The organism is Cytobacillus stercorigallinarum (assembly GCF_014836495.1).
GTDB classification, from domain to species: Bacteria; Bacillota; Bacilli; order Bacillales; family Cytobacillaceae; genus Cytobacillus; species Cytobacillus stercorigallinarum.
The window spans coordinates 353,347-366,048 of sequence record NZ_JACSQT010000001.1; the positions used below are offsets into that span (position 1 = coordinate 353,347).

Sequence of the window (12,702 nt, forward strand, 5' to 3'; positions counted from 1 at the left end):
TGATAAGAAGGATAAAATGATATTTTAATACAGTAAATGATAAAATAAATTGAACCAATGAGGAAGAAGAGTAATCATTCTCCACATAAAAAGAGAGGAAATGTCATAGGCTGAAAGCATTTCTATATGATGACTTGATGAAAGAACACTTCTTAGGTTTCTCCCTGAAAAATTTAAATTTATTAGGGGAAGAACGTGTGCAGGCGTTATCTGTGTAAAGAGGCAGTATATCTATCATACTGCAACTAGGGTGGCACCACGGGATATTCAACTCTCGTCCCTTGTATTGAAAAATACAAGGGACGAGAGTTTTTTTATTTAAGCTTTAGGAAAGAGGAGGATTTGGTATATATGTCAATCCGTTTACCAAGGGGTACCCAGGATATTCTTCCTGGTCAAGTAGAGAAATGGCAATTAATAGAACAAAAAGCGAGAGAACTTTGTCATAAATTTCAATATCAGGAGATTCGCACACCGATATTTGAACATACAGATTTATTTTTACGAAGTGTAGGAGATACAACTGATATCGTCCAGAAGGAAATGTACACATTTGATGATCGCGGTGGTAGAAGCTTAACATTGAGACCAGAAGGAACAGCTTCCACTGTACGTTCATTTGTTGAACATAAAATGTTTGGCCAAGCAAATCAACCTGTCAAATTATATTATATGGGGCCAATGTTTCGTTACGAAAGACCACAAGCTGGTCGTTTCCGTCAGTTTGTCCAATTTGGTGTAGAAGCGATAGGTAGTGATGATCCGGCAATTGACGCAGAGGTTATTGCATTAGCGATGGCGCTTTATAAAGAAATGGGTTTGAAAAAGTTAAAACTAGTTATCAACAGTTTAGGTGATAAAGAGAGCCGGGCACAGCACCGTGAGGCCCTCATGGCCCATTTTAGTCCGAGCATTAATGAATTTTGTTCAGATTGTCAAAGCAGATTAGCGAAAAACCCGATGCGTATTCTAGATTGTAAAAAAGATCGCGAACATCCATTGATGAAAACAGCTCCATCAATTATTGATCACTTAAATGACGAATCCAAACAATACTTCAAAAAAGTGCAGCAGTACTTAACAGAATTAGAAATTGATTTTGAAGTCGATGCCAATCTTGTCCGTGGTTTAGACTATTATACGCATACTGCTTTTGAGATTATGAGTGATGCAGAAGGGTTTGGCGCAATAACAACTCTTTGTGGTGGTGGCAGGTATAACGGTTTGACAGAAGAAGTAGGTGGACCGGAAGCACCTGGTATTGGTTTTGCTTTAAGTATTGAGAGATTTCTTGCTGCTTTAGAAGCTGAAAATGTTGAACTCCCAATTGATCAATCCATTGATTGTTATATCGTCACCTTAGGCGAAGAGGCGAAAGATTATTCTGTCGGCTTGCTCCACAAATTGCGCCATGCAGGATATTCTGCTGAGAGAGATTATTCTAATCGTAAAATGAAGGCACAATTCAAATCAGCCGATCGAATGAACGCTAAATATGTAGCTGTTATTGGTGAAGATGAATTGAAAAACAATAAGATTAACTTAAAAATAATGGATAGTGGGGAACAAAAGGAAATGGAGCTTGCTTCATTTATCCAAGACTTTACTGCGCTATATAGAAACTAGGAGGAATCATAGATGTTTGGAAGAACGTACTACTGCGGAGAGATTACTGAAAAAGCGATAGGTGAGAAAGTAACATTAAAGGGTTGGGTGCAAAAACGTCGTGATTTAGGAGGTCTTATCTTTATTGACCTTCGTGACAGAACAGGCATTGTCCAAGTTGTGTTTAATCCGGAAGTTTCACAAGAAGCTTTAGCATTAGCAGAAAAAATTCGTAACGAATATGTGTTGGATATTGAAGGCGTTGTTATTGAAAGGCAACAAGGGACAGTTAATGAGAGCTTAACAACTGGTAAAATTGAAATTCGTGTGGAAAAAGTAACGATACTTAATGAGGCGAAAACACCTCCATTTACGATTGACGAAAAATCAGAAGTATCTGAGGATGTTCGTTTAAAATATCGTTATCTTGATTTAAGAAGACCAGTGATGGCCAATACATTAAAGCTACGCCATCAAGTAACAAAGGCTATTAGAGGATTCCTTGATGATGCCGATTTTATCGATGTAGAGACACCGATCTTAACGAAGAGTACACCAGAAGGAGCGCGTGATTATTTAGTGCCAAGCCGTGTGCATCCAGGAGAGTTTTACGCACTGCCACAATCTCCACAAATATTTAAACAATTGCTGATGGTCAGTGGTGTAGACCGCTATTATCAAATTGCACGTTGCTTCCGTGATGAAGATTTACGTGCAGACCGTCAACCGGAATTTACGCAAATTGATATTGAAATGAGCTTTATGAGCCAAGAGGATATTATTGAGTTGATGGAAAGTATGATGGCAAAAATCATGAAGGAAGTAAAAGGGCAAGAAGTCAATATTCCGTTTCCTCGTTTAACCTATCATGAAGCGATGGCAAGATACGGTTCCGATAAGCCAGATACACGTTTTGGCATGGAGCTAACGGATCTATCTGAAATCGTAAAGAATTCTAGCTTTAAAGTATTTGCTGGTGCTGTTTCATCAGGTGGGCAAGTGAAAGCAATTAACGTCAAAGGAGCGGCTTCCACATATTCTCGTAAAGATATTGATGCATTGACGGAATTTGTTTCAGTATACGGGGCCAAAGGACTTGCCTGGTTAAAAGCAGAAGAAGAAGGTTTAAAAGGACCGATTGCTAAATTTGTGTCTGAAGAAGAACAAGCAGCGATTCAGTCAGCGCTTGGTGTGGAAGCTGGCGACTTATTACTATTTGTAGCTGATAAGAAATCAGTTGTTGCTGATGCACTAGGTGCGCTTCGTCTAAAATTAGGAAAGCAATTAGAATTAATTGATGAGAGCAAATTTAACTTCTTATGGGTAACGGATTGGCCGCTACTTGAGTATGACGAAGAAGATGGCCGCTATTATGCAGCACATCATCCTTTTACAATGCCGCAAAGACAAGACTTGGACAAACTAGCTGATCAACCAGGAGAAGTGAAAGCTCAAGCATATGACCTAGTTCTTAACGGCTATGAACTTGGTGGTGGTTCTCTACGTATATTTGAAAGAGATATTCAGGAGAGAATGTTTGAAATTCTTGGTTTTTCTAAAGAGGAAGCTGTTGAGCAATTTGGTTTTCTCCTTGAAGCATTTGATTATGGTACCCCGCCGCATGGAGGGATTGCACTAGGACTTGATCGTCTAGTGATGTTACTTGCTGGTAGAACCAACTTAAGAGATACCATTGCTTTCCCTAAAACAGCTAGTGCAAGTTGTGTTTTAACAGATGCACCTGGTGAAGTAAGTGAGGCACAATTAAATGATCTTCATCTCGCTTTAAATGTGAAGAATCAAGATTAATTGGTAAAAAAAGTGATTTTTGAACTATACGTCACTTCTTGAATTCATATCTTAGCTATGATAAGATTACTTCAATCATAAAGAGTCCTGATGTGTACGTTGTCTACCCTAATTTTGACCGAACATATTACCTTCGGGAGTCCGGAGTTTTCTACGTAAGCGTAAATGCCTCATTTGTAGGGGACTTACAGATGCGAGAAGCAGGACACCCACCTGCTAAGTGCGGGTTCAAAATGAAGGACCAATAACGACGGCATAATTGGGACTCTTTCACTTTAATATTGTATGTAAAACCTGATGATAGTCATCAGGTTTTTTTGTGTTTTGTTATGACTAAGTAAACCTCAATTGACTTAAGGCAATAAAAAATATGTACTAGCATAGGAAATACAGGTAAAAGTAAATGCTTCTTTTTATGAATGACAAATTCAGTTAACTCCAAATAAAGAAGTAGAGAGAAATCCCAGTGATATACTTGTATTTAACGGAAAGTATGATATATTTTTTTACGGGTATGATTATTTGTAGGATAGATATGGAATGGAGTTGAAATAGATGTTACATCAGTTTTCGCGAAATGAGCTTGCCATCGGTAAAGATGGTTTAGAGACAATGAAAAATAGTACAGTGGCTGTATTAGGTATCGGGGGAGTAGGTACATTTGCCGCTGAGGCCCTTGCTCGTTCAGGTGTTGGCAGACTTGTGCTTGTTGATAAAGATGATGTGGATATTACCAATGTAAATAGACAAATTATTGCGTTGCTTTCTACTGTCGGAAGACAAAAAGTAGAAGTGATGAAAGAAAGAATTATGGATATTAATCCAGAATGTGAAGTCATTGCTTTGAAAATGTTTTATACAGAAGAAACATATGAAGATTTCTTTAGTTATAACCCTGACTTTGTCATTGATGCTTCAGACACGATTTCTTATAAGATTCACTTAATGAAAGAGTGCTTGAAAAGAGATATACCGATTATTTCTAGTATGGGTGCAGCTAATAAGATGGATCCGACAAGATTCCAAATTGCGGATATTTCTAAAACGCATACCGATCCAATAGCTAAGGTGATTCGTACACGTTTAAGAAAGGAAGGCATTCGTAAAGGTATACCTGTTGTTTTCTCTGATGAAAGTCCGATAGTTATTCGTGAAGATGTGAGAAAAACTGTTGGGAAAGATGATGCCAAAATACGTAAGGCGAAAATGCCACCATCTTCTAATGCGTTTGTGCCATCTGTATCAGGACTCATTATGGCAAGTTATGTTGTCAAGGAATTATTAGCAGACATTCCTATTAGCCGTGTAAATGACGAAAGTAAATAAAATAAGAAAAGCTTGTAGTTGATGCTACAAGCTTTTCTTATTTTATTTACGATATTCTTTCATCACAGTCATTAATCCTTCGTAAAGAGAGAGCTCATTATCTAATTGATGGCAAGTTTCTTCCCATTTTTGATTTAGTTCTTTATTTCTTGCCTCTAATTGTTCATTTTCCAATATAAGTGCCTTATTCTCAGATAATAATAAAAGGTCAGGGGTTGTTTTTAAGTATTCAATCACTTTCTGTATGGATAAGCCCGCAGAGTCTTCTCTATTCTTCTTCATAGTATGATACCTCGTTTGACAGGCAGATTCTGTTCTGCCTAATTTTTTTGCTGCCATGCGAAAGGCATCTGCTTTAGAATCACCATTTTGACTATACTCGTTAACCAATTCTTCTAATAGTTGATCATCGGGCTCTTGCCAAGGTGCATATGTCATCGAAAGCCTCCCTTATCAAAATATTTATTATTATCCTCTACCTTAAAAAAAGAATCATACATTTGGTTTGACAGAAATAAAGTACCGGTGTACTATTTTACTAATACACTGGATGTAAAAAGGAGGAAAATATGAATCCTTTTCGTGGCTTGCTGGTAAAAGAATTAAAGATATTGAAATCTCACTTTTACGGCGTAATTGTAACATTGCTTTTTACCGTTTTAATTGGTCTGGCATTGTCTCATTATTTTAATGAAGTAAATATTTTACCAGCTTTTCTGTTTGCTTTGTTTTTTGCGCATATTTTGTTTTATCCCATTTTTATTTTGTTTTCGTTAAGCATGGAAACAAAGACGCAAGGGTGGTTGCATAACCCAAACCCGGGTTCTTACTTATTAATGAGTAAGTTAGTGGCCATTAGTGTTTATTTTGTGATGTCTATAGTCATTACCATCTTTTTGGTGATTGGGAGCTATTTTTATAACCCTGGTGCCTCTTTCTACGACAACATCCCAGTTGTTCTACCAGTTTTCTTATTATTATCTATCACCTGTTCGTCACTCTATTTTGGTTTATGGTTTTGCTTTTATTGGTTCGTTTACTATAGCTTAAAAAATGTACCGATCTTAGGAAGGGTGCGCCCAATATTTTTATTTGTCATAGTAGTTGTGCAAATGTTCATTTCTGGTTTGATAGGTGAAAGCGATTGGTACAAACAATTAATCCATATGAGTGAGCTTGATTTAAATATAGATTGGTTACATTTCAACTTTTTTGTCCAATCAGAAGGGTTCACCTTCAATATGGCTGATAGTACAATCTCCATTGTAGAAATCCTTTTATACCTCTTTACAGCTATTCTGTTATTCATTACCTCGACTTGGTTGCTCGAAAAGAAGGTTGAGGTGTGAAAATGGCGGAAGAGTTTCATTCATCACAGCCGATTTATCTACAAATCATGGAACGGGTTTGTCAACAGATTGTGAGAAAAGAGTTAGCTCCAGGGGCAAAATTACCCTCTGTTCGTGAGATGGCACTTACATTTGGGGTGAATCCAAATACGATTCAAAGGACGTATCAAGAGCTAGAAAGGATGGAAGTCGTTTTGGTGAAGCGTGGGCAAGGAACATTTGTAACAGAAGATACTGCCAAGTTAATGAACTTAAAAAGAGATATGCAAAGGCAAATCATCCAATCCTATGTAAATCATTTGCGAGAGTTAGGCTTTTCTAACGAGGAAATGAAACAAGGGCTATCTCAATTCCTTAAGGAGGATCATGATGATTGAGTTTCATAAGGTGAATAAAAAATATGGCTTTAATCACGTTTTGAAAGATATCAGCTTCACTATACATCCTGGGAAAATAATTGGCCTAGTGGGGCCCAATGGAAGTGGAAAATCGACTATCCTGAAACTCATCTCTGGCCTTACGTACCCTTCAAGTGGTGATGTCAATGTATTAGGGGAGCTTGCCAATAGAAGAATTGCGTCCAAGGTCATTTATTTAACAGAGGCAGACAGTTTTTATCCTTCTTTTACGGTTAAAGATATGCTGAATTTTTATGAGAGTCAATTTGCTGATTTTGATCAAGAAAAAGCAATCGAACTTTTACATTTTATGAAATTAAACGATTCAATGAAAATTAGGTCGTTATCAAAAGGAAACCGTGGGCGATTAAAGTTAGTATTGGCTCTTGCTAGAAAAGCACCTATTCTTCTATTAGATGAACCATTTTCAGGATTAGACCCAATGGTTCGGGATTCGTTAGTTCAGGGATTATTAAGCTTTATTGATTTTGAGAAACAAACAGTGCTAATGGCTACACATGAAATAGAAGAAGTAGAGCCAGTCCTTGATGAATTGATTATGATAGAGAATGGAAGTTATCTTGGTCAGTATCATGTCGAAACAATAAGAGAAGAGAAAGGGTTGTCTATTAAAGAGTGGATGAAAGAAAAATATAAGGGATGAGGTAAAGAAATGAAAGCAGTAGTTAAAATTGAAAATGTAACAAAGGTCATTAAAAAGAGAACCATTATCGATTCCTTAAGTTTTGAAGTAATGGAAGGAGAGGTTTTTGGGTTTCTAGGCCCTAATGGTGCTGGTAAAACAACTACTATTCGGATGATTGTTGGATTAATTGGCATTAGTGAAGGCGATATTAAAATTCTTGATAATAGTGTGCAAACAAACTTTGAGAAGGCGATTCAACATGTAGGAGCGATTGTTGAAAATCCAGAGATGTACAAATTTATGAGTGGATATCAAAATCTTCTGCATTACGCAAAGATGTCAGAAGGAATTACGAAAGAAAAAATTATGGAAACGGTAGAGTTTGTTGGCTTAACTGATCGAATACATGATAAGGTGAAGACTTATTCTCTAGGGATGCGGCAACGATTAGGGCTAGCGCAATGTTTGTTACATGATCCTAAAGTGTTAATTTTGGATGAGCCAACAAATGGACTAGACCCCGCTGGTATTCGGGAAATCCGTGACCATGTAAGGAAGTTAGCAAGAGAAAGAGGAATGGCCGTCATTGTGTCTAGTCATCTTCTTTCAGAAATGGAAATGATGTGTGATCGAGTCGGTATTATTCAAAAAGGTAAATTAATTACGATTCAGTCTGTTCATGAACAAGTTGAAGGAGGAGCAAAGGAATATGAAATCGACGTTGATCATCCGACAGAAGCGATGCTTGCCGTTGATAGATTAATTCCAAATCAGCAAGCAGAAGTGAAGGGAAATACGCTCATGCTCCGAGCGCAAAAAGAGGACATTCCTTTATTAGTAAAAGAGTGGGTACATGATGGGATTAATATATATCGTATTCAAGAAACAACGAAAACTTTGGAAGACCGCTTTCTTGAAGTGACAACACTACAGAAGGAGGCGGAATAAGTCATGTTCTCATTAATTAGAAATGAATGGGTAAAAATCTTTAAACGTAGTGGCACTTATGTCATGATTGGTATTCTTTTATTCATCGTCGCTGTGGCAGGGGCATTTATGAAATATCAAGATGTACAAGGAACAGTCCCTGCGAATGACCAATGGCAAAAAGGGTTACAAATGGAGATTGACTCCTACCAGAAGGAGTTAGAGAATTCTGGGGAGATGCTTCCTCAAGAAGTAAAAGATAGTTATGAAAAGATGATAGCGATCAATGAGTATCGTATCGAAAACAATCTTTCACCAAATGGAGATTACGAGGCACTTAGTTTTATTTCTGATATGTCTTCGCTAATAGATTTTGCCGGCTTATTTATGATTATTATTGCTGGAGGGATTGTGGCAAATGAATTTAATTGGGGAACGATTAAACTACTTCTTATTCGCCCAATTAACAGAAGTAAAATTCTTCTCTCAAAGTACATAACTGTGCTACTATTTGGCTTTAGTTTACTCTTTGTACTTTTCGCATTTTCCGGGATATTAGGACTCATTTTATTTGGCTTAGCTGATAGTGAACCGTATCTCTTATATCAAGATGGGGTAGTAAAAGAACAGTCAATGTTTTTGCATTTACTCAATGTGTACGTTTTATCTTCCATTCAAAATATTATGCTAGCTACGATGGCCTTTATGATTTCATCAGCATTCAGAAGTAGTTCATTAGCGATTGGTTTATCTATTTTCCTTATGTTCGCTGGTGGGCAAATGACACAACTTATTGCGTTGAAGTATGATTGGGCGAAATATAGCTTATTTGCTAATACTGATTTGTTTCAGTATCTTGAAGGAACGCCGATGCTACCAGGTATGACTTTGACTTTTTCCATTATCATGTTGGTTGTGTATTTTCTGATATTCCAAATCATTGCTTTTACCATATTTAAGAAACGAGATATAGCTGGCTAAGATATAGAAGCTGCTGAAATTTTCAGCAGCTTATTTTTATGGTTGAAATGGTCACAATAATGATTGAAGGAGTGTGGGGCTCATGAGGATAAGATGTTGTTTTTTCGTCTTTATATTGATTGTGTTTATACCATTTAATGTGAGCGAGGCATCGACAAAAGAAAGAGTTGAATATGAGTACATGGGCCAAGCCATTTGGGATTTTTGTCACATGAAAGGGAACTACGTAGCGGTTACATTTGACGATGGCCCAGATCCCGTATACACTCCACAAATCTTAGACTTATTAAAGAAATATCAAGTAAAGGCTACTTTCTTTGTCGTGGGGAAAAAAGCAAAAGATTTCCCTCAGGTGATCCAGCGTATAAATAATGAAGGTCACGAAATCGCTAATCATACGTATAACCACGAATATAATGCCATGATTACTGAAGAAAAATTGACAAAAGAACTAAAAAAGACAGATGAAGTTGTGAAAGCAATTACTTCTAAATCAATGACATTGTATCGGCCAGTAGCAGGTATTTACAATGATACGATTATGAATACGGCTACAAAACAAGGTTATTTAGTAACGATGTGGTCTTGGCATCAAGATCCTAAAGATTGGATGAACCCTGGTGTTTATCCGATTTACCACCACGTATCTACTGCGATGAAGCCTGGGGATGTAATTGTTTTACATGATTCTGGTGGTGATCGCTCACAGACGGTGTTTGCGCTAGAGGAAATCCTGAAAACGATGAAAAATAATGATTTTAAAGGGGTAACTGTGTCCGAGCTTATTTTACTTTCACAAGAGATTCCGACAACGATCTTCGACACAAAACAATAAGTTTTTAATGAGTGGTTGAGTAAAAATAAGTGATAGCGAAAAGTGTTGCGATGATATTGCACTTATGAGAGTAATATAGGGAAGCACCTAGCATTTTATTGTTAACAAAGTAAGAAAATCCACCCAAACATTTAGGTTTGGGCGAATTTTTCCAGCATTGCTACTGTTGTAGTCGTTTATAAACAGTGGAAAGAGCTTGTTCAAATTTACCGTTCATTTTCGGTTCATAATACGTTTTCTTCTTCAGCTTATTAGGTAAGTATTGTTGCTTTACCCATCCGTTTTCATAATCATGGGGGTATTTATAGTCAATTCCCCTCCCTAATTCTTTCGCTCCTTTGTAATGGGCGTCTTTTAAGTGATCAGGGACCTCCCCGCTAATGCCTGCACGTATATCTGATAATGCCCGGTCTATCGCCATAATAGCCGAATTAGATTTCGGTGAAAGGCATAGTTCTATCACGGCATTCGCTAACGGAATTCTTGCTTCAGGAAAACCTAACCGCTCCGCTGATTCAATGGCTGATAATGTTCTTTGTCCAGCTTGGGGAGAGGCGAGTCCGATATCTTCATAAGCAATGACCAATAACCTTCTTGTAATACTTACCATATCCCCAGCCTCAATCAACCTCCCTAAATAGTGAAGGGCAGCATTCACGTCACTTCCACGAATGGATTTTTGGAATCCAGATAAAACATCGTAATGTGCATCACCATCCTTGTCATGTGCCATACTCTTGTTTTGCATGCATTCTTCAGCAGCAGAAAGTGTGATGAGGATGGTGCCAGAGTCACTTGGTTCAGTTGAAAGCACAGCTAATTCTAGGGCATTAAGAGAACTGCGAACATCTCCTCCAGATGATGTTGCAAAATGTGTTAATGCTTCATCTGTTATCTCTATCGTTTTTTTACCTAATCCTCTTTCTTCATCCGTAATCGCTACTTTTAATGCCATTTTAATTTCTTCTACTTCTAATGGCTTTAGTTCGAAAATTTGACATCGACTTCTGATGGCTGGGTTAATCGCATGGTAAGGATTGCTTGTTGTAGCACCAATTAATGTAATCATGCCGTTTTCTAAATAAGGTAAAAGAAAATCCTGTTTAGCTTTATCCAAACGATGAACTTCATCTAATAATAAAATAACTTTACCTGACATCTTGGCTTCTGCTGCTACGACTTCCATATCCTTTTTATTATTTGTCACTGCGTTTAAAGTGCGAAATGCGAATTGAGTACTACCTGCTATTGCGTTAGCAATGGAAGTTTTTCCTATTCCTGGAGGACCATATAATATCATCGAGGACAATTGTTTTGCTTTTACCATCCTATGAATAATTTTATCTTCCCCCACGAGATGTTCTTGACCGATAATTTCATTAATTGTTCTTGGTCTCATTCGAAAAGCTAACGGTTTGATATTCAACTATATCACTCCTAATTAGATAAGAAGCTTATCCTGTTCCTTTTGATAACATATCATAAAAATAAGAAAGCTAAAATGATTAACGCTTGCAAATGTGCTATAATAGCAAGGTCTATTTATATGTTGTGAAGAATAAATGCTTTTAACTTATCTATCTACATTTTAAAGAATATATTTTAGCCTCAATGGAGGGCATAAGAAGAAAGATGAAAGAAAGACAATCTATCCTGTGAGGGCTTGGGAAAATGATCAATAATAAAAAAATGGGGCAAACAGGACCGAGGTTTATCATCTATTTACTCGGTTTATTAGTAATGAGTTTAGGAATTGTACTCCTTATTGTTGCAGATTTAGGCGCAACACCTTGGGACGTCTTGCATGTAGGTTTGTATTATCAATTAGGGCTATCAATTGGCACTTGGTCTATCATTGTTGGTATTTTTGTACTTGCTGTTGCGGCGATCATTGGTAAAGAGATGCCAAAAGCAGGCGCTTACCTTAATATGATACTCATTGGTATCTTCATTGATTTGTATTTATTATTACCATTTATGACCACTCCCGAAACGATATGGGGCAAGTTCATCATGTTTGCTTGTGGTCTTTTAATTAATTGTTATGGTATGGGCTTGTATATATCAGCTCGTTTAGGTACTGGGCCACGGGATAGTTTGATGATGGCATTAACGAGCCGAACAGGTTGGAAAGTTGCCTATATAAGGTCAAGTATGGAAATTATTGTGTTAGTTATCGGTTGGCAGCTTGGCGGTCCTGTCTTTTGGGGAACAATCGTTTTAAGCTTGGCTACTGGCCCGATAGTTGGTGTAGCATTACCACAATGTCAAAGATTTACGAATAAGTTACTTGCACGGATGAAGGAAAGAAAAGTATCGATTGCCTCATAACAGGTAACGATGGAATTTATAGAGAGAGAATAAAGATGAATAGAGGTGTCGGGAATGAAAATATCGACAAAAGGTCGTTATGGATTAACGATTATGATTGAACTCGCTAAGAAATATGGGGAAGGTCCCGTTTCGTTAAAAACAATTGCACAAGCAAATGATTTATCGGAACACTACTTAGAACAATTAATTGCTCCTTTAAGAAATGCTGGTTTCGTTAAAAGTATAAGAGGCGCTTATGGTGGATATATTCTTGGAGATGAGCCATCGAAGATCACTTCAGGCGATATTATTCGCGTATTAGAAGGTCCGATTAGCCCAGTTGAAGGGATAGAAAATGAAGAACCGGCCAAAAGAGAATTATGGATGCGTATACGTGACGCAGTGAAAGAGGTATTGGATAATACAACGATTGAGGATTTAGCAAACCATAAAGATAATGGTGAATCCGATGCTTATATGTTTTATATTTAACAGATTAGCAAGAAGGTGAAA

At 37.3% G+C, this 12,702-nt stretch carries 13 protein-coding genes, 1 other RNA gene and 1 other annotated feature; of the genes, 12 read left to right on the plus strand and 2 right to left on the minus strand.

Translation table 11 applies throughout. The features are described 5' to 3' along the window. Nucleotides 1–48: 48 nt before the first annotated feature. Nucleotides 49–285: a binding site (T-box leader), on the plus strand. A gap of 66 nt (nt 286–351) precedes the next feature. The 4 genes from hisS (at nt 352) to H9655_RS01720 (ending at nt 4,740) form a co-directional block, all read left to right on the plus strand. Beyond that, complete coding sequence (gene hisS / locus H9655_RS01705) at nt 352–1,626, plus strand: histidine--tRNA ligase (protein ID WP_191810292.1); 1,275 nt, start codon at nt 352–354, stop codon at nt 1,624–1,626. A 12-nt stretch (nt 1,627–1,638) separates the two neighbouring features. Next, a complete protein-coding gene (gene aspS / locus H9655_RS01710; RefSeq protein ID WP_191810294.1) occupies nt 1,639–3,414 on the plus strand; it encodes an aspartate--tRNA ligase in 1,776 nt (591 codons plus the stop codon). Nucleotides 3,415–3,495: 81 nt separating this feature from the next. Beyond that, nucleotides 3,496–3,684, plus strand: a non-coding RNA gene (gene ssrS, locus H9655_RS01715) — 6S RNA. 285 nt (nt 3,685–3,969) lie between these two features. Further along, nucleotides 3,970–4,740 carry a tRNA threonylcarbamoyladenosine dehydratase gene (locus H9655_RS01720; protein WP_095372451.1) on the plus strand — a complete coding sequence of 257 codons (771 nt, stop codon included), beginning with the start codon at nt 3,970–3,972 and terminating at the stop codon, nt 4,738–4,740. 42 nt (nt 4,741–4,782) lie between these two features. Here H9655_RS01720 and H9655_RS01725 read toward each other — a convergent pair whose 3' ends face one another. Beyond that, on the minus strand, nt 4,783–5,178 hold the full coding sequence (locus tag H9655_RS01725) for a hypothetical protein (protein WP_191810297.1): 396 nt from the start codon (nt 5,176–5,178) through the stop codon (nt 4,783–4,785). 131 nt (nt 5,179–5,309) lie between these two features. On the opposite strand from H9655_RS01725, the gene H9655_RS01730 reads away from it, so the two are divergent. From H9655_RS01730 to H9655_RS01755, 6 genes are all read left to right on the plus strand, one after another. Further along, nucleotides 5,310–6,089, plus strand: coding sequence for a hypothetical protein (locus H9655_RS01730; RefSeq protein ID WP_191810299.1), 780 nt, complete (start codon nt 5,310–5,312; stop codon nt 6,087–6,089). Nucleotides 6,090–6,091: 2 nt separating this feature from the next. Then, entirely contained in the window at nt 6,092–6,466 is a 375-nt protein-coding gene (locus tag H9655_RS01735; RefSeq protein WP_191810301.1) for a GntR family transcriptional regulator, read from the plus strand. Further along, nucleotides 6,456–7,151 carry an ABC transporter ATP-binding protein gene (locus H9655_RS01740; protein WP_191810303.1) on the plus strand — a complete coding sequence of 232 codons (696 nt, stop codon included), beginning with the start codon at nt 6,456–6,458 and terminating at the stop codon, nt 7,149–7,151. The genes H9655_RS01735 and H9655_RS01740 overlap by 11 nt, the downstream gene beginning before the upstream one ends. 9 nt (nt 7,152–7,160) lie before the next feature. Then, a complete protein-coding gene (locus H9655_RS01745; protein WP_191810305.1) occupies nt 7,161–8,081 on the plus strand; it encodes an ABC transporter ATP-binding protein in 921 nt (306 codons plus the stop codon). A 3-nt stretch (nt 8,082–8,084) separates the two neighbouring features. Next, nucleotides 8,085–9,041 (plus strand): ABC transporter permease, encoded by a 957-nt coding sequence (locus tag H9655_RS01750; RefSeq protein WP_191810307.1) that lies wholly within the window; start codon nt 8,085–8,087, stop codon nt 9,039–9,041. 82 nt (nt 9,042–9,123) lie between these two features. Next, nucleotides 9,124–9,876, plus strand: coding sequence for a polysaccharide deacetylase family protein (locus H9655_RS01755; RefSeq protein ID WP_191810309.1), 753 nt, complete (start codon nt 9,124–9,126; stop codon nt 9,874–9,876). Between the two features lie 160 nt (nt 9,877–10,036). Here H9655_RS01755 and H9655_RS01760 read toward each other — a convergent pair whose 3' ends face one another. After that, complete coding sequence (locus H9655_RS01760) at nt 10,037–11,302, minus strand: replication-associated recombination protein A (RefSeq protein WP_191810311.1); 1,266 nt, start codon at nt 11,300–11,302, stop codon at nt 10,037–10,039. 245 nt (nt 11,303–11,547) lie between these two features. Here H9655_RS01760 and H9655_RS01765 point away from each other — a divergent pair, with 245 nt between their 5' ends. Both H9655_RS01765 and cymR read left to right on the plus strand, forming a co-directional pair. Further along, nucleotides 11,548–12,207 (plus strand): YczE/YyaS/YitT family protein, encoded by a 660-nt coding sequence (locus tag H9655_RS01765; RefSeq protein WP_191810313.1) that lies wholly within the window; start codon nt 11,548–11,550, stop codon nt 12,205–12,207. A gap of 54 nt (nt 12,208–12,261) precedes the next feature. After that, the gene (gene cymR / locus H9655_RS01770) at nt 12,262–12,681 is read left to right on the plus strand and encodes a cysteine metabolism transcriptional regulator CymR (RefSeq protein ID WP_095372461.1); all 420 of its coding nucleotides are present in this window, start codon (nt 12,262–12,264) and stop codon (nt 12,679–12,681) included. Nucleotides 12,682–12,702 lie beyond the last annotated feature (21 nt).

What these genes read in the sequence shown, in the direction of transcription:
- H9655_RS01740 (WP_191810303.1), top strand. Translation starts at nt 6,456, where the DNA reads ATGATGATTGAGTTTCATAAGGTGAATAAAAAATATGGCTTTAATCAC.
- H9655_RS01755 (WP_191810309.1), top strand. Translation starts at nt 9,124, where the DNA reads ATGAGGATAAGATGTTGTTTTTTCGTCTTTATATTGATTGTGTTTATA.
- H9655_RS01745 (WP_191810305.1), top strand. Translation starts at nt 7,161, where the DNA reads ATGAAAGCAGTAGTTAAAATTGAAAATGTAACAAAGGTCATTAAAAAG.
- H9655_RS01720 (WP_095372451.1), top strand. Translation starts at nt 3,970, where the DNA reads ATGTTACATCAGTTTTCGCGAAATGAGCTTGCCATCGGTAAAGATGGT.
- aspS (WP_191810294.1), top strand. Translation starts at nt 1,639, where the DNA reads ATGTTTGGAAGAACGTACTACTGCGGAGAGATTACTGAAAAAGCGATA.
- H9655_RS01725 (WP_191810297.1), bottom strand. Translation starts at nt 5,178, where the DNA reads ATGACATATGCACCTTGGCAAGAGCCCGATGATCAACTATTAGAAGAA.
- H9655_RS01765 (WP_191810313.1), top strand. Translation starts at nt 11,548, where the DNA reads ATGATCAATAATAAAAAAATGGGGCAAACAGGACCGAGGTTTATCATC.
- H9655_RS01735 (WP_191810301.1), top strand. Translation starts at nt 6,092, where the DNA reads ATGGCGGAAGAGTTTCATTCATCACAGCCGATTTATCTACAAATCATG.
- H9655_RS01750 (WP_191810307.1), top strand. Translation starts at nt 8,085, where the DNA reads ATGTTCTCATTAATTAGAAATGAATGGGTAAAAATCTTTAAACGTAGT.
- H9655_RS01730 (WP_191810299.1), top strand. Translation starts at nt 5,310, where the DNA reads ATGAATCCTTTTCGTGGCTTGCTGGTAAAAGAATTAAAGATATTGAAA.
- cymR (WP_095372461.1), top strand. Translation starts at nt 12,262, where the DNA reads ATGAAAATATCGACAAAAGGTCGTTATGGATTAACGATTATGATTGAA.
- hisS (WP_191810292.1), top strand. Translation starts at nt 352, where the DNA reads ATGTCAATCCGTTTACCAAGGGGTACCCAGGATATTCTTCCTGGTCAA.